The organism is Microbacterium sp. CBA3102 (genome assembly GCF_007954505.1).
Lineage (GTDB): Bacteria > Actinomycetota > Actinomycetes > Actinomycetales > Microbacteriaceae > Microbacterium > Microbacterium aurugineum.
Genome location: NZ_CP042412.1, coordinates 2,604,418 through 2,620,774 on the forward strand (window position 1 = coordinate 2,604,418; position 16,357 = coordinate 2,620,774).

Annotated in this window: 18 protein-coding genes; 15 read left to right on the forward strand and 3 right to left on the reverse strand. The window is 66.9% G+C overall.

Annotated elements, in window-relative coordinates; translation table 11 throughout:
- Window positions 1-9 precede the first annotated feature (9 nt).
- The 3 genes from FGL91_RS12395 to FGL91_RS12405 all read right to left on the reverse strand — a co-directional run bounded on the left by FGL91_RS12395 (window position 10) and on the right by FGL91_RS12405 (window position 1,533).
- Window positions 10-435 carry an OsmC family peroxiredoxin gene (locus tag FGL91_RS12395; protein WP_047519305.1) on the reverse strand — a complete coding sequence of 142 codons (426 nt, stop codon included), beginning with the start codon at window positions 433-435 and terminating at the stop codon, window positions 10-12.
- An 84-nt stretch (window positions 436-519) separates the two neighbouring features.
- Window positions 520-1,098, reverse strand: a complete 579-nt coding sequence (locus FGL91_RS12400) for a DUF4395 domain-containing protein (protein WP_153243949.1) — start codon at window positions 1,096-1,098, stop codon at window positions 520-522.
- A gap of 21 nt (window positions 1,099-1,119) precedes the next feature.
- Window positions 1,120-1,533: a thioredoxin family protein gene (locus FGL91_RS12405; protein ID WP_047519301.1), complete on the reverse strand. Its 414-nt coding sequence runs from the start codon at window positions 1,531-1,533 to the stop codon at window positions 1,120-1,122.
- A gap of 119 nt (window positions 1,534-1,652) precedes the next feature.
- On the opposite strand from FGL91_RS12405, the gene FGL91_RS12410 reads away from it, so the two are divergent.
- The 15 genes from FGL91_RS12410 (at window position 1,653) to miaA (ending at window position 16,347) form a co-directional block, all read left to right on the forward strand.
- On the forward strand, window positions 1,653-2,462 hold the full coding sequence (locus FGL91_RS12410; protein ID WP_153243950.1) for a thymidylate synthase: 810 nt from the start codon (window positions 1,653-1,655) through the stop codon (window positions 2,460-2,462).
- Window positions 2,459-2,935, forward strand: coding sequence for a dihydrofolate reductase (locus FGL91_RS12415; RefSeq protein WP_153243951.1), 477 nt, complete (start codon window positions 2,459-2,461; stop codon window positions 2,933-2,935). Before FGL91_RS12410 ends, FGL91_RS12415 begins: the two co-directional genes overlap by 4 nt.
- Entirely contained in the window at window positions 2,935-3,696 is a 762-nt protein-coding gene (locus tag FGL91_RS12420; RefSeq protein WP_131490867.1) for an SDR family NAD(P)-dependent oxidoreductase, read from the forward strand. The genes FGL91_RS12415 and FGL91_RS12420 overlap by 1 nt, the downstream gene beginning before the upstream one ends.
- A 128-nt stretch (window positions 3,697-3,824) precedes the next feature.
- Complete coding sequence (gene dapA, locus FGL91_RS12425; RefSeq protein WP_047519295.1) at window positions 3,825-4,802, forward strand: 4-hydroxy-tetrahydrodipicolinate synthase; 978 nt, start codon at window positions 3,825-3,827, stop codon at window positions 4,800-4,802.
- Window positions 4,803-4,855: 53 nt separating this feature from the next.
- A complete protein-coding gene (locus tag FGL91_RS12430) occupies window positions 4,856-6,532 on the forward strand; it encodes a ribonuclease J (RefSeq protein ID WP_153243952.1) in 1,677 nt (558 codons plus the stop codon).
- Between the two features lie 72 nt (window positions 6,533-6,604).
- Window positions 6,605-7,099 (forward strand): GNAT family N-acetyltransferase, encoded by a 495-nt coding sequence (locus FGL91_RS12435; RefSeq protein WP_131490870.1) that lies wholly within the window; start codon window positions 6,605-6,607, stop codon window positions 7,097-7,099.
- Window positions 7,100-7,173: 74 nt separating this feature from the next.
- Window positions 7,174-9,888, forward strand: a complete 2,715-nt coding sequence (locus FGL91_RS12440) for a DNA translocase FtsK (protein ID WP_153243953.1) — start codon at window positions 7,174-7,176, stop codon at window positions 9,886-9,888.
- A complete protein-coding gene (gene pgsA / locus FGL91_RS12445; RefSeq protein WP_047519289.1) occupies window positions 9,888-10,466 on the forward strand; it encodes a CDP-diacylglycerol--glycerol-3-phosphate 3-phosphatidyltransferase in 579 nt (192 codons plus the stop codon). Before FGL91_RS12440 ends, pgsA begins: the two co-directional genes overlap by 1 nt.
- Window positions 10,463-10,951, forward strand: coding sequence for a CinA family protein (locus FGL91_RS12450; protein WP_131490872.1), 489 nt, complete (start codon window positions 10,463-10,465; stop codon window positions 10,949-10,951). Before pgsA ends, FGL91_RS12450 begins: the two co-directional genes overlap by 4 nt.
- 141 nt (window positions 10,952-11,092) lie before the next feature.
- Complete coding sequence (locus FGL91_RS12455; protein WP_026049981.1) at window positions 11,093-11,401, forward strand: helix-turn-helix domain-containing protein; 309 nt, start codon at window positions 11,093-11,095, stop codon at window positions 11,399-11,401.
- A gap of 20 nt (window positions 11,402-11,421) precedes the next feature.
- A complete protein-coding gene (locus FGL91_RS12460) occupies window positions 11,422-11,646 on the forward strand; it encodes a DUF3046 domain-containing protein (protein WP_153243954.1) in 225 nt (74 codons plus the stop codon).
- Between the two features lie 268 nt (window positions 11,647-11,914).
- Window positions 11,915-12,964, forward strand: coding sequence for a recombinase RecA (gene recA, locus FGL91_RS12465; RefSeq protein WP_047519284.1), 1,050 nt, complete (start codon window positions 11,915-11,917; stop codon window positions 12,962-12,964).
- A gap of 437 nt (window positions 12,965-13,401) precedes the next feature.
- Window positions 13,402-13,827, forward strand: a complete 426-nt coding sequence (locus FGL91_RS19110; protein WP_227991607.1) for a regulatory protein RecX — start codon at window positions 13,402-13,404, stop codon at window positions 13,825-13,827.
- A gap of 49 nt (window positions 13,828-13,876) precedes the next feature.
- Window positions 13,877-15,424: a tRNA (N6-isopentenyl adenosine(37)-C2)-methylthiotransferase MiaB gene (gene miaB / locus FGL91_RS12475; protein WP_047519280.1), complete on the forward strand. Its 1,548-nt coding sequence runs from the start codon at window positions 13,877-13,879 to the stop codon at window positions 15,422-15,424.
- The gene (miaA, locus tag FGL91_RS12480) at window positions 15,421-16,347 is read left to right on the forward strand and encodes a tRNA (adenosine(37)-N6)-dimethylallyltransferase MiaA (protein WP_153243956.1); all 927 of its coding nucleotides are present in this window, start codon (window positions 15,421-15,423) and stop codon (window positions 16,345-16,347) included. Before miaB ends, miaA begins: the two co-directional genes overlap by 4 nt.
- The last annotated feature ends 10 nt before the right edge of the window (window positions 16,348-16,357 follow it).

Consider the following 16,357-nt stretch of genomic DNA (forward strand, 5'->3'; position numbering starts at 1 on the left):
GTTCGACGATCAGGCGAGCGTCGCCTCGAGCGTGATCTCGATGCCCGCGAGCGCCTGAGACACCGGGCACCCGGTCTTCGCTCCGTTCGCGATCTCCTGGAACGCCTCCGGAGTGAGGTTCGGGACGGTCGCGTTGACGTTGAGGTGGCTGCCGGTGATGCCGACACCGGGCTTGAAGGTGACGGACGCGCTCGCGTCGACTCGCTCGGGAGGCGTGCCGTTCTCGGCCAGGGCGTGGGAGAGCGCCATGCTGAAGCACGAGGCGTGAGCGGCAGCGATGAGCTCTTCCGGCGTGGTCGTGGTGTCGCTGCCTTCGCTGCGGGCCTTCCAGTTGATCGGGAAGGTGCCGAGCTTCGACGAAGAGAACGCCACGGTGCCCGACCCCTCCATGAGCGATCCTGTCCAGGTGCTGGCGGCTTCGCTGGTGACGGGCATGGTTCCTCCGGTTCTCGTGCCCCGAGGGATGAGGGGTCACGTCGCGGCCAGCCTATCGACGGTTCGGTTCGGAGGGAACCGGAATCACGCTGCGGGGGCTGTCCGGCCGATCACGCCGACCCGCTGGAGCAGCAGGTACATCTGGCATCCGAGGCAGAAGCCGAACGCCGCGTTGAGGAAGGCGGCGATGAAGGCGGCAGCGGTGGCGATCGGCAACGCCCAGGGGACCCCGACGAGGTGCAGAACGAGACCGACGCCGACCACGAAGAGGCCGACCCCCTGAGAGAACCGAGGCGGTCGCGGATCTTCAAGCTCCGCAGGTGGCGCGAGCCGAGGGCGCACCAGCGCGCGGAACAGGGCACCCCAGGGGGCCGTCCTCGGCGAGACGAGGGCCCATAGGAACAGCAGGGCGATGATCACCGTGAGCAGGAATCCCCGGTCCAGGGCACGGTGAACGAGGGGCGTTCCAGCCACGGCCCATCCGCCGGGGACGAAGGTCGCGCCGGTCGACGGCTGATAGGCGTACCAGCCGAACGTCGCCGCGCCCGCCTGGGCGGTGGATATCCCCGTCAACGCCAGGAACGTGGCCACGAGCAGCAGTGCCGCGGTGATCGTGGCCGCGAATCGCGGACCGCGGGGGTCTATGCGTGCGGGCGTGGTCATGTGTGCTCCAGTCTTCGCGCCTCAGACGGCCGCGACCGCTTCGGTGAGTGCATGACGGTGGGGGACACCGTGGAATCGTGCGTGGACGGTGCCGGAGCCGTCGATGAGGAAGGTCGTCGGCGTCTGCAGCACCTTGTACCGTGCCGAAAGGTCGGGGCGGTGCGTCAGATCGACCTCGATGTGCGCGAGCCCGTCGTCACCCGAAGCGTAGGAGTGCAGCAACCGGCGCACCTGCGGGCAACGCGCACAGGTCTCGGTGCTGAACTGCACCAGTGTCGCGCGGGAGCCGAGTGCTGCCGAGGGGATGTCCGTGGCATCGAACCGGAGCCTGCCGCCGTCGCGCCGCCGCCCGTCGCGCCGACGAAGCGCGACCCCGACCGCCGTGGCGAGCACGAGGAGACCGAGGACGATCACGAGGGCGAGCGCGGGCGACATGCGTCGAGAGTACGCCGCGCTCGTGGGATCGGGAGTCGATGTTTCCGATGATGACGAACGGCGCTTTCCAAGGCGGAGGATCCACCCCGCGACGGGGGCGGGAAGGTATCGTGGCTGTCATGAGCGCCGCCGTTCCGACCCCCTATGAAGATCTGCTCCGCGATGTCGTGGAGACCGGCACGCACAAGTCGGATCGGACGGGTACCGGCACGACGAGCGTCTTCGGGCGGCAGATCCGCTTCGACCTCGCGAAGGGCTTCCCGCTCATCACGACGAAGCGCGTGCACTTCAAGTCGATCGCGTACGAGCTGCTCTGGTTCCTCCGAGGGGATTCCAACGTCGGATGGCTGCGCGACAACGGCGTGACGATCTGGGACGAGTGGGCGGACGAGTCGGGCGATCTCGGCCCGGTGTACGGGGTGCAGTGGCGCTCCTGGCCGACTCCCGACGGCGGCAGCATCGACCAGCTCTCCGAGGTCATCGAGCAGATCCGTCGCTCGCCCGATTCCCGTCGTCTGATCGTCTCGGCGTGGAATCCTGCGGATATCCCCGACATGGCCCTCGCGCCGTGTCATGCGCTCTTCCAGTTCTACGTCGCGGATGGAAAGCTCTCCTGCCAGCTGTATCAGCGCAGCGCCGACATGTTCCTCGGAGTGCCGTTCAACATCGCCTCCTATGCGCTGCTCACCCTGATGATCGCGCAGCAGGTCGGCCTGGAGCCCGGCGACTTCGTGTGGACCGGCGGTGACTGCCACGTCTACGACAATCACGTGGAGCAGGTGCGCGAGCAGCTCAGCCGCGAGCCCTACGCGTACCCGACCCTGCGACTGGCGAGGACGCCGGAGTCGATCTTCGACTACCGGTACGAGGACTTCATCGTCGAGGACTACCAGCATCACGCGCCGATCCGGGCGGCGGTGGCCGTATGACGTGGGTCGGGCTGATCTGGGCTGAGGCGCGCGGCGGCGTGATCGGAGCGGAGGGCGGGATGCCCTGGCACGTTCCGGAGGATCTCGCTCACTTCAAGGACGTCACGCTCGGGGCACCGGTGGTGATGGGCCGGAAGACGTGGGACTCCCTTCCGGAGCGGTTCCGCCCGCTCTCCGGTCGCGACAACATCGTGATCACGCGCCAACAGGACTGGAGCCATGAGGGCGCGCGACGGGCGGCGACCGTCGCCGAAGCAGTCCGCGGGCTGGACAAGGCGTGGATCATCGGAGGCGCGGAGATCTTCCGTCAGGTCATCGGCGACGCCGATCGCCTCGAGGTCACCGAGCTCGACATCGACGTCGCCGGAGACGCCTATGCGCCCGCCACGACCGGCTGGCGACTCGTCGACGAGGGCGAGTGGCAGACATCGCGCACCGGCGTCCGCTACCGCTTCCTCGGGTACGAGCGCTGATGCCCACCGCATTGATCACCGGAGCCAGCGCAGGGCTGGGAGCCGAGTTCGCGCGCCAGCTGGCACGGCGTCGAGCTGACCTCATCCTGGTGGCGCGGACACCCGAGACGCTGGAGGCGCTGGGCACGGAGCTGCGCACGGAGTACGGTGTCGCGGTCGAGATCCTCGTCGCCGACCTCGCGGCGGAGAGCGAGGTCGAGCGCGTCGCCGCCCGATTGCGCGACACCTCCGACCCGGTCGACCTCCTGATCAACAACGCCGGGTTCGGTCTGCCGCTGCAGTTCGCGGACAACGACATCGACGACGAGGTGCGACACCTCCGCGTGCACGTCGAGGCGTCGATGCGCCTGATGCACGCGGCGCTGCAGACGATGCGCGGGCGCGGTGGTCGCATCATCAACGTCGCGTCCGTCGCCGGGTTCATCTCCCGGTCGACCTATTCGGCATGCAAGTCCTGGCTGATCGGATTCAGCGGCTGGGCGAATGCGGAGTACGCACGAGACGGAGTGAGTGTCACCGCGCTCTGCCCCGGATTCACGCACACGTCCTTCCATGAGCGGATGGGGCTGGCCGTGGGGGAGGAGGGTGTGCCCGCGATCATGTGGCTGAATGCGCGCGATGTCGTCCGTACCGGTCTGCGCGATGCGGCGCGCGGCAGAGCAGTATCCGTTCCGTCACTTCGGTACAAGGCGATCGTGGCGCTGACGCGTGTCCTGCCCCGCTCGTTCACGTCCGGCGTCGCTCGGCGCGGTCGCGTCTGAGGCCGACAGGAGTCGACGAGAGACGTGCGCAGGCCCGGGGGACGCGCTCGGACCCGTTCGCCCCGAGGAGAGGTGCATCTGCGTCACCGCGTCCGCGGGACCACCGGTCGAACCTATACGCTGGGCTTATGACGCACTCGGGCAACCCTTTCGGACAGGTTCTCGTCGCGCTCGTCACTCCGATGACGGCCGACGGTGAAGTCGATTGGCCCGCTGTCGAGAAGCACATCGATGACGTGATCACCGCAGGCGCGGACGGCATCGTCGTGACGGGAACGACCGGCGAGACCTCGACCCTGACGGACCCGGAGAAGCTCAAGCTCGTCGAGGTCGGCAAGTCCGTTTCGGGCGGGCGCGCGAAGATCATCACCGGCGGTGGTTCCAATGAGACGGCCCACGCGATCGAGCTCTACAAGGCCAGCGAGAAGGCCGGCGCCGACGGCATCATGATCGTCACGCCCTACTACAACAAGCCGACGCAGGCCGGAATCCTCACGCACTTCCGGCTGGTCGCCGACGCGACCGATCTGCCGGTGATCCTCTACGACATTCCGGGGCGCACGGGCGTGCCGATCAAGTACGAGACGATCCTGCGGCTCGCGAAGCACCCGAACATCCTCGCCGTGAAGGACGCCAAGGGCGACTTCTCCGAGGTGAGCCGCGTGCTCAACCAGACCGACCTGATGTACTTCTCCGGCGACGACGCGAACGTGCTGCCGCACCTCGCGATCGGTGCCACGGGCCTCATCGGCGTGACGGCCAACGTCGCGGCGGCCCCGTACCGCACGATCATCGATGCGGTGAACGCGGGTGACCTCGCCACGGCGACCGCGGAGCACAAGCGTCTGGAGCCGCTCGTGCGTGCCGTGATGACCCACGTGCCGGGAACGGTCGCGGCGAAGTACATCCTGCACGGACTCGGTCGCATCTCGAGCCCGCGCGTCCGCCTTCCCCTGGTCGGCCCCGAGGAATGGGAGGCCGCGCTCATCGAGGATGAGCTCGACCTCGTGCAGAACGTTCCCGGTGCGGACTTCTCGAACTTCCGACCCGACCGCAATGCGGCTGCGGGTGGTGCCCTGCCGAAGGTGCACGGCACGACGCGCTGAGTCGCGTCGCCACGAACGAACGGACGCGCGGAGTGTCCGACTGAGGAGACAGCATGTCCATTCCCCTGGTAGAACCGACCGCTCTCGACGAAGGAACGCTTCGGGTCATCCCGATCGGCGGACTCGGCGAGATCGGTCGCAACATGACCATGTTCGAGTACGACGGCAAGATCCTGATCGTCGATTGCGGTGTGCTCTTCCCCGAGGAGCACCAGCCTGGCGTCGACCTGATCCTTCCGGACTTCGAGCCCATCCGTGACCGCCTGGACGACATCGTGGGCGTGGTGCTCACGCACGGCCACGAAGACCACATCGGCGCCGTTCCCTATCTGCTCCGGCTCAAGAGCGACATCCCCCTGATCGGTTCGGGCCTCACCCTTGCACTGGTCGAGGCGAAGCTCAAGGAGCACCGCATCAAGGCCTTCACGCTCACGGTGAAGGAAGGTCAGCAGGAGCGGGTCGGCCCGTTCGACCTCGAGTTCGTCGCCGTGAATCACTCGATTCCCGACGCGCTGGCCGTGGCGATCCGCACCCCGGCGGGAATGGTGCTCGCCACCGGTGACTTCAAGATGGATCAGCTGCCGCTGGACGGTCGCATCACCGACCTCCGGGCTTTCGCGCGCCTCGGCGAAGAGGGTGTCGACCTGTTCCTCGTCGACTCGACCAACGCCGACGTCCCCGGGTTCACGCCGACGGAGCGCTCGATCGGCCCCGTGCTCGACCAGGTGATCGCGAAGGCACCTCGTCGCGTCATCGTCGCGAGCTTCTCCAGCCACGTCCATCGCGTGCAGCAGGTGATCGACGCGGCGTACGCCAACGGCCGCCGTGTCGCTTTCCTCGGCCGCAGCATGGTTCGCAACATGACGATCGCCGAGCAGCTCGGCTATCTGAAGGTGCCGGACGGGGTGCTCATCGATTTCAAGAAGGCGCGCGACCTACCCGACGAGCAGATCGTCTACATGTCCACCGGCTCCCAGGGGGAGCCCATGGCGGTGCTGAGCCGGATGGCGAATCTGGACCACGCGATCGAGATCAGCGAGGGCGACACCGTCATCCTCGCCTCCAGCCTCATTCCGGGCAACGAGAACGCCGTCTACCGTGTGATCGACGGACTCACCAAGCTCGGTGCGAACGTCGTCCACAAGGCGAATGCGAAGGTGCATGTCTCCGGACACGCCGCCGCCGGCGAACTGATCTATTGCTACAACATCCTCAAGCCGAAGAACGTCCTCCCCGTGCACGGGGAGTATCGGCACCTGATCGCGAACGCCAAGCTCGCGCAGGACACCGGCATCTCCGAGGAGAACACGATCATCGCCTCGAACGGCACCGTGATCGACCTGAAGGACGGCGTCGCGAAGGTCGCCGGCCAGCTCGACCTCGGATTCGTGTACGTCGACGGCTCCACCGTCGGCGAGATCACCGATGCCGACCTCAAGGATCGTCGGATCCTCGGCGAGGAGGGCTTCATCTCCGTCATCGTCGTCGTGGACGCCGGCACGGGGCGCATCATCTCCGGTCCGGAGATCCACGCGCGCGGTGTCGCCGAGGATGACTCGGTGTTCGACGACGTCACGCCGAAGATCGTCGCGGCGCTCAAGGAAGCGTCAGGCAACGGCGTCCGTGACACCCACGCGTTGTCGCAGGTCGTGCGACGCACGATCGGTCGTTGGGTGAACCAGCGGTTGCGTCGTCGTCCGATGATCGTGCCGCTCGTCATCGAAGCGTGAGTGCAGGGGGTCGTCTCCCCACTCACGGCTGACCGTCATCCCGATGTAACACCGGCGCCCTAGGCTCACGTCATGTACAGGGGTTTCTCCCTCCGCAGGGCGGCGCAGACGGATGCGATGTTCCTCGGCGACATGCTCGTCGAGGCCGCCAACTGGCGTGCCGGGGGAGTGCGTCCGCGGCACGAGGTCTTGACGTCGGCTGAGCACCGGCGCTATCTCGCAGGGTGGAAGAGGTCGGCCGACGACGGACTGGTGGCCACCGGTGAGGACGACGTGCCCGTGGGCGCAGCCTGGTATCGCGTGCTTCCGCAGAATGCGCCCGGATTCGGTTTCGTGGGTGTCGCCGTCCCGGAGCTGATCATCGGGGTGCATCCGCTGTGGCGGGCACGCGGTGTCGGGCGCACCTTGTTGCGCGGTGTCGTGGAACTCGCGGGGTCCCAAGGTCACTCGCGGATCAGCTTGAGCGTGGAACGGGACAACTTCGCACGCAACCTCTATCGCGCGGAGGGCTTCGTCGTGGTCGGGCAGGGCTCCGCGCGCGACACGATGGTCCGTGCCACCACCTAGTCGATGCCCTCTCGGATCCGCGGAAAGCCGCGTCATTACGCGGTGATGTCGGCTGTTGGACGTAACGTGAGAGCATGGCCAGGAGTTCCACGAAGACAGAGCGCGCGTCGACCAGCGCACCGTCGCGCCCCAAGCGGCAGACGGCTCCCAAGGCCCAGCCCGCTCCGAAGAAGTACATCGACGAGGCCGAGAAGCCTCCGATCGTCGTCCGTGCCTGGGTCGGATTGGCACACGGTGTCGGCGGACTCTTCCGCGCGTTCGGGCCGGAGACGCTCGAGAAAGATGATCGCCGCGACGGATTCCCGTTCTTCCTGGTCGTGCTCGCCGTCCTCGGAGCGGTCAACGAGTGGTTCTTCATCGGCAACGAGGTCGCCGCGAACATCAGCGCGTACTCCGTCGGCGGGCTGATCGGACGCGTCGCCTTCGTGATGCCCGTGCTTCTGCTTCTGCTGGCCGGATGGCTGTTCCGCCACCCGTCGTCCGTGCATGACAACGGTCGCATCGGTATCGGGTTCGGGCTCTTCATCCTGACGCTAGCCGGCTTCTGCCACGTGGCCGGCGACGGTCCTCAGCCCAGGGAGGGGATGCTCGCCCTGAGCGAATCCGGCGGCCTCTTCGGCTGGATGCTCGGTCAGCCGCTCAGCTACCTCACCGACATTCCCGCCTACATCGTCTTGTCGCTGCTCGCCGCGCTGAGCATCCTGATCCTCACCAAGACCCCTCCCAACCGCATCGGCTCCCGACTCGGCGACCTCTACGCGTGGATGTTCGACGCCGAGCGCCCGGAGAAGCCGGCGAAGGATGCGGCGATCGACGACGCCGACAAGGTCGACGACCCCGACGTGCTGCCCTGGTGGCGGCGGAACAAGTCCGGGCGCGAAGAAGACCCCGACGAGGGCACCCTCGGTTCCGACGACATCACCGCGCTGCTGACGACGTCCGAGCCGACCCCGGCGTACGACCAGGCGGTCGTCGTCGAGAATCCTTATGACGCCGCCACCGAGGTTCTCTCGGACGTGCGCTCCGTTGCGGATTCCCTCGCCGAGCAGCAGAACACAGCGCTGCTGGATGACGCGTCCGACACCGGCGAGGTCCCCGAGCTCCCCGGCCTGGACGGATTCGGGACCGCGGGCCCGGGGGATCGTGGTCCTCAGGCTCCCGTCACCCCGTACGTCCTGCCGTCTCCGGGTCTGCTGGTCGAAGGGCCGCCTCCCGTGATGCGCTCCGAGGCGACCGACAAGGTGATCGAGCAGATCACGAGCGTGCTGTCGCAGTTCAAGGTCGACGCGAAGGTCACCGGATTCTCGCGCGGCCCGACGGTCACGCAGTACGAGGTCGAGGTCGGGCACGGCGTCAAGGTCGAGAAGATCCTGCAGCTGAGCAACAACTTCGCCTATGCGGTCGCCTCGAACGACGTCCGCATCCTCTCGCCGATCCCGGGCAAGAGCGCGATCGGGATCGAGATCCCGAACGCCGACAAGGAGATGGTCGCGCTCGGCGACGTTCTGCGCTCGCCCGCCGCGCAGAAGAGCACGCACCCGATGACGATCGGCGTCGGCAAGGACGTCGGCGGCAACATCGTGATCGCGAATCTCGCCAAGATGCCGCACCTCTTGGTCGCCGGCTCGACCGGCTCCGGTAAGTCCAGCTTCGTGAACTCCATGATCACCAGTCTGCTCATGCGGGCGCGTCCCGCCGACGTGCGCATGGTCCTGATCGACCCGAAGCGCGTGGAGCTCACCAGCTATGCCGGCGTTCCGCATCTGATCACGCCCATCATCACGAACCCGAAGAAGGCGGCCGAAGCGCTGCAGTGGGTCGTGAAGGAGATGGACATGCGGTATGACGACCTCGCGTCGTTCGGCTTCCGTCACATCGATGACTTCAACCGTGCCGTCAGGGCCGGTGAGGTCGAGCTGCCGGTGGGCAGTGAACGCGTTCTCAAGCCGTACCCGTACCTCCTGGTCGTGGTGGATGAGCTCGCAGACCTCATGATGGTCGCCCCGCGCGACGTGGAGGACTCGATCGTCCGCATCACTCAGCTCGCGCGCGCTTCCGGTATCCACCTCGTCCTCGCGACCCAGCGTCCGAGCGTCGACGTCGTCACCGGTCTGATCAAGGCCAACGTGCCGTCGCGTCTCGCGTTCGCGGTCACCAGCGTCACCGACAGCCGGGTCATCCTCGACAGCCCGGGAGCCGACAAACTCATCGGTCAGGGTGACGCGCTGTTCTCGCCGATGGGTTCTTCCAAGCCGTTCCGACTGCAGGGCGCGTGGGTCGACGAGAAGGAGATCGACGCCGTCGTCAAGCACGTCACCCGCCAAGCGCGCCCGGACTATCGTGCCGACGTGCAGGAGGCGATGGAGCCGACCAAGAAGAAGGAAGTCGACGAGGACATCGGCGACGATCTGGAGCTGTTGCTCGCCGCGGCCGAGCTCATCGTTTCGTCGCAGTTCGGGTCGACGTCGATGCTCCAGCGCAAGTTGCGTGTCGGCTTCGCGAAGGCCGGGCGCCTGATGGACCTGCTGGAATCCCGCGAGATCGTCGGGCCTTCGGAAGGTTCGAAGGCGCGGGACGTGCTGGCCACGGCTGAGCAGCTGCCGCAGGTGATGGCGAAGCTGCGCGGCGAGGACATTCCTGCCGCCTCCGCCGCGCCGACGGCACCTGCCGCCCCGCCGGTCCCGCCGATGCCTCCGGCCCATGATCCGATCGCGGCCCAGTACGAGGGTCTTCCCGAGGTGGAGGCCGAGGGCGACGAAGACGCCTGGGGCCTGACGGGGCGTGACTGATGGCCATCCCCCGGCAACTGCCCAATGCCATCACGGTCGCGCGGATCCCTCTCGCCGTCGTGTTCTTCGTCCTGCTGCTGCTCGGAGGAACCTACGGCCTGGCTGAGCCCGGATTGCGCTGGGCCGCCGCGATCATCTTCATCGTTGGCATCTCCACCGACTGGGTCGACGGCTACCTGGCTCGCAAATACGACATCGTCAGCGATTTCGGGAAGCTCTGGGACCCGATCGCCGACAAGCTCCTCACCGGGGCGGGGTTCATCGGTCTCGCGATCCTCGACGAGGTCAGCTGGTGGATCGTCGCGATCATTCTCGTGCGCGAGTGGGGGATCACCATCCATCGTCTGATGGTCGCGAGCGAGCATGTGGTCGCGGCCGCGTGGATGGGCAAGATCAAGACGGCGTTCCAGGGCGTGGCCCTGGGATGGGCGTTGCTTCCCCTGCACGTCCTCATCGGTCTCGAAGCATGGACACTGGTGACGTTCATCCTGATGATCATCGTCTTGCTGCTGACCGTGGCGAGTGGGATCGACTACATCGTGGCGCAGGTGCGCGGATCGCGGCAGAAGAGGGCATGAGCGAGACGAGCGCCGCCGCCGTTCTGTCGGCGCTCGACGAACGCGGGTGGACACTGGGAGTGGCGGAGTCTCTCACCGGCGGGGCGCTGTGCGCAGAGGTCGTCTCCGTCCCCGGAGCCTCCGCCGTTCTCCTCGGCGGTGTCGTGGCCTATGCGACCTCGGTGAAGGCGACGGTGCTCGGCGTCGACGCCGAGCTTCTCGCCCGGCGCGGTCCGGTGCACCCCCAGGTCGCGCTGGAGATGGCCGGGGGTGTGCGGCGAGTGGTGAGCGTAGACGATCGGCCCGCGGATGTCGGCGTGTCCACCACCGGCATCGCGGGACCGGATTCGCCGGACGGACAGCCCGTCGGTACCGTGCACATCGGTATCGTGACGCCGAACGGAGCGCAGGCGAGAGAATTCCGCTTCCGCGGCGACCGGGATTCGATCCGGGCGCAGACGGTGGCTGCGGCGCTCGAAGCACTGCTCGACCTGGTCGCGGAATAGTGTCCGCCCCGGTCTGGTTATCAATGATGTGCTCACATTCAAACCACAGAGTGCAGGGGTAGATTTCGTGCAGGCCAGGCGTACTAGACTGGCTGTCCTATCGGGGGAGACCCCGAACGACCACACGGGGAGGAGGTTCCGATGATTCTTGTACGACAGGAAATCGGCGATGTGCTGAGGGACTTCCGCCTGCAGAAGGGGCGCACGCTCCGGCAGGTTGCAAGCAAGGCGTCGGTTGCGCTCGGCTACCTCAGTGAGGTCGAGCGTGGGCAGAAGGAAGCGTCGAGCGAGATCCTCGCATCCGTCGCCGATGCTCTCGATGTGCCCATCTCGACGATCATGCGCGAGGTCGGAGACCGCATCTCGGTTCTCGAGGGTATCCAGGTCTTCCCGGACGTCGTTCCGGACGACCTCGTGGCGTCGGTCGAGCCTCAGCTCTCGTTGCACTGAGCAGGGTGCCGGAGTGAACGATGCGTCGTAGCGAGTTTCTGCGCGCGGTCGACACCGAGTTCCAGGCACGAGCATCGTCATTGGTGAACGATCTCGCACTCTCGGCTCTTCGTGGTCGCACGGCGCTCGAGGCGTTGGCCGACGGGACACCGCCCCGTGAGATCTGGCTCGCACTGTGCGTGGAGATGGACGTCCCGGATAGCCGGCGTCACGGTGTCGGCCGTCTGGAGCCGCGCGGGCACTGACTCCGTCGGCGATGTCCGCGGGTTACGGCACACGGTGTGCGATCGGCGGCGTGTCGTCGAATATTCGTTCGAAGAGAGCGTAGTCTTCTGCACAGGTGGTTCAGAGCTGTGATTGTCCACCGAACGTGAGTTTGCCGAGACGATGTCGGTGGCCCCTCGTACGGTGGAGAACAAGCCGAAGAGCCATACGCCTTGTCGGAGAGTCACTCCCAACCGGGAGGGCCGCGACAGCCTACAGGCGGCACCACGCGCGCAGAAGGAGCACATCATGCCATCACCCGCAGACCGCGAGAAGTCCCTCGAGACCGCCCTCGCCCAGATCGACCGTCAGTTCGGAAAGGGCTCGGTCATGCGGCTGGGCAGTGATGAGCGCGCCCCCGTTGCGGTCATCCCGACCGGCTCCATCGCGCTCGACGTCGCCCTCGGCGTCGGCGGACTCCCGCGTGGTCGAATCGTCGAGATCTACGGACCGGAGTCCTCGGGTAAGACCACGCTGACGCTGCATGCGATCGCGAACGCACAGCGCGCCGGCGGTATCGCGGCCTTCATCGACGCGGAGCACGCTCTCGACCCCGACTACGCAGCGAAGCTCGGTGTCGACATCGACGCGCTCCTGGTGTCGCAGCCCGACACCGGTGAGCAGGCGCTCGAGATCGCCGATATGCTCGTTCGATCCGGGGCGATCGACCTGATCGTCATCGACTCGGTCGCCGCGCTCGTGCCGCGCGCCGAGATCGAGGGAGAGATGGGTGATTCGCATGTGGGTCTGCAGGCTCGACTCATGTCGCAGGCGCTTCGCAAGCTGACCGGTGGCCTGAACCAGACGAACACCACGATGATCTTCATCAACCAGCTCCGCGAGAAGATCGGTGTCTTCTTCGGCTCGCCCGAGACCACGGCCGGTGGTAAGGCATTGAAGTTCTACGCGTCCGTCCGGATGGACATCCGTCGTATCGAGACGTTGAAGGACGGGACCGACGCTGTCGGTAACCGCACCAGGGTCAAGGTCGTGAAGAACAAGATGGCTCCGCCTTTCAAGCAGGCGGAGTTCGACATCCTCTACGGCGTCGGCATCTCACGCGAAGGCAGCCTGATCGATTTCGGCGTCGAGCATGCCATCGTCAAGAAGTCGGGCTCGTGGTACACCTACGACGGCGACCAGCTCGGGCAGGGCAAGGAGAACGCCCGTACGTTCCTGCTGAACAACCCCGATATCGCTCTCGCGATCGAGACGCAGATCAAGCAGAAGCTCGGTATCGGTGCGCAGCTCGTCGCTCCTGACGCCGCTGACGAGCTCGCCGAGCGTCGTCCGGCCTGATGAATGACACACGTGGGGGCGATTCCGAGCGGATCGCCCCCATCATTCCTCTCTTCGGCGGTGCTCGCCCTCAGGCTGACCCCGGCCGGAGCGCTGCGGCAGGAAGCGACGTGGTCTCGGAAGCCGAGCCCGGCCACACGAACGACGCCGGAGCGTGGCGATCGACGTGGGACACTCCGTCTCGCGGATCCGCGCTCGGGACGACGTCCGATGCGGGCACGCCCAGTGACCGCCATCCCGCCCGAGGAGCATCTGCGAGACCGGGAGCCGGGCGAGCAGGCGAGGCGAGCTCCGGACCCCGTCTCCGTGCGCTCGACACATCCAACGAGGCGTCGGGTGGCGACGAGGTTGATCGGGACGAGGCCCGTACCGCGGCCGAGGAGTCGCTCGTACGGAAGCTACGATCCCGCTCGCTGTCGGTTTCCGAAGCGCGTCAGATGTTGCGGGGACACGAGCTCGACAGCGCCACGATCGACGAGGTGATCGAAGACTTCGGACGCAGAGGCTACCTCGACGATGCCGCTCTCGCCGAGGTTCTGGTGACGTCGGGAGTAGAGCGGAAGGGGCAGGGGCGCGTCGCACTCTCCCGGGCGCTGGCCCAGCGGGGCATCCCGCGCGAGGTTATCGACGTCGCGCTCGATGAGCTACCCGACGATGACGACGAACGCGCTCTCGAGTTCGCTCGGAGCAAGGCTCGTTCGCTCGCCCGGTTGGACCACGACACGGCGCTTCGGCGTCTGATGGGGCAGCTCTCGCGTCGCGGCTACAACGGATCGACAGCGATGAAGGCGGCGAAGACGGCATTGCAGGAGGCGACGTTCGGCAGGGCGACCTCGGGCGTCCGATTCGTCGACTCGGACTGAGATCCCGACGCGGCACACGCGTGGAATCGGCTCGTACAATGGGTTGATCATGACTATTCCGCGCAGTGAACCGACGATCATCAGTGCGTCGTCGGCGGCCGTCGACGACGACGGGCGACAGCGATCCTACGAAGTCCGCACCTTCGGGTGTCAGATGAACGTGCATGACTCCGAACGGCTCTCCGGCTCGTTGGAGAGCGCCGGCTATGTGCGTGCGCTCGACGGCGCCGAAGCCGATGTGGTGATCATCAACACCTGTGCCGTGCGAGACAACGCCGCCGGCAAGCTGTACGGCACGCTGGGGCACCTCGCCTCGGTGAAGCGACGCAAGCACGGCATGCAGATCGCGGTGGGCGGGTGTCTGGCGCAGATGGACAAGCAGGCCGTCCTCGACAAGGCTCCGTGGGTCGACGTCGTGTTCGGAACCCACAACATGGGCTCACTGCCCGGCCTCCTCGAGCGCGCACGCCACAACGGTGATGCCGAGCTCGAGATCCTCGAGTCGCTCGAGGTCTTCCCGTCCACGCTGCCGACGAAGCGCGACTCCGCGCACAGCGGCTGGGTATCCATCTCCGTGGGCTGCAACAACACCTGCACTTTCTGCATCGTCCCCAGCCTGCGCGGCAAGGAGAAGGATCGTCGTCCTGGCGACATCTTGAACGAGATCCGTCTCCTCGTGGATGACGGCGCGATCGAGGTCACTCTGCTCGGGCAGAACGTGAACTCCTACGGGGTCGAGTTCGGCGATCGTCAGGCGTTCGGCAAGCTTCTCCGCGCGGCGGGCGAGATCGACGGACTCGAGCGGATCCGGTTCACCAGTCCGCACCCCGCGGCATTCACCGACGACGTGATCGATGCGATGGCCGAGACGCCGAACGTGATGCCGCAGCTGCACATGCCGCTCCAGTCCGGAAGCGACCGCATCCTCAAGGCCATGCGTCGTTCGTACCGCAGCGAGCGGTTCCTCGGAATCCTCGATCGGGTCCGCGAACGAATCCCGAACGCGGCGATCACCACCGACATCATCGTCGGATTCCCGGGCGAGACGGACGAGGACTTCGAAGACACACTGCGCGTCGTCGAACAGGCACGATTCTCCGCCGCGTTCACCTTCCAGTATTCGATCCGCGAGGGCACTCCTGCCGCCACGATGGAGGACCAGGTGCCCAAGGAGATCGTGCAGGAGCGGTACAACCGACTGATCGCCCTGCAGGAGCGTATCTCCCTGGAAGAGAACCAGAAGCAGGTCGGTCGCGAGGTCGAGGTGCTGGTCTCGACCGGCGAAGGAAAGAAAGACGCGGAGACCCACCGGCTCACTGGCCGCGCCGAAGACAACCGGCTGGTGCATTTCGAGGTGACCGACGGTTCGGCTCTTCCGCGGCCGGGCGACGTCGTGACGGTCACGGTGACCCATGCCGCACCGTTCCACCTGCTCGCGGATGACCCGACCGGCGCTCCGCTGCGCATCCGTCGGACCCGCGGCGGCGACGCGTGGGATCGCGGGCAGGCCGAGTCCTGCGCGGTCCCGACGCCCGCGGCAGAGGGCGGCCCGCGACCGGTCTCGCTCGGCCTTCCCACGCTGCGCGTCGGAGTGTGAGCGACCCGCGCCTCTGGGCGATCGTCGGGGCGACCGGCACCGGGAAGAGCGAGCTTGCGCTCGATCTCGCGGAGGCGTTGCGTGCTCGGGGCAACCCGGCCGAGATCGTGAACGCCGACGCCATGCAGCTCTACCGTGGCATGGACATCGGAACCGCGAAGCTGCCCGTGGCAGAGCGGCGCGGCATCCCGCACCACCTGTTCGACGTGCGTGAGGTCGCCGACGAAGCGGCGGTGGCCTGGTATCAGCCGGTGGCGCGAGAGGCGATCGGTGCGATCCACCGGCGCGGCGGGGACGCGATCCTCGTGGGTGGATCCGGCTTGTACGTGTCGAGCGTCGTCTACGAGTTCCACTTCCCGCCACGAGACCCTGCGATCCGTGAGCGCCTCGAGCGCGAGTTGGAGTCCGCAGGCCTCGCCGGACTGCTCGAGCGTCTCCGTTCCCAGGATCCTGCGGCGGCGGCGAAGGTCGACCCGCGAAACAGCCGCCGCGTCATCCGCGCCCTCGAAGTCCTCGAGCAGGGGAGCAGTACACACGGCGCCGCCTTGCCGGAAAGGCCTGTGCTGTGGCACCCGCGAACACGGGTGATCGGCCTGCACGTCGATCGCGCCGACCTGGTGCCTCGCCTCGATGCCCGCGTCGAGCGGATGTGGGAGGCCGGTCTCGTCGCAGAGGTCGCAGGCCTGCGGGAGCACGGCCTCGAGCGTGGTGTCACCGCTCCGCGAGCCATCGGCTATGCGCAGGCCTTGGCCCAGCTCGACGGGAGTCTGAACGAAGCCGCCGCCATCGCTCAGACGCAAGCCTTGACCCGCCGTTACGCGCGTCGTCAGGTCTCGTGGTTCAAGCGGTACCCGGAGCTCGAGTGGTGGACCGCACCCGCGGACGCGGAGGCGCTCCTCGGAGCCGAGACCGCACCGTCGTGACCGACCGCCT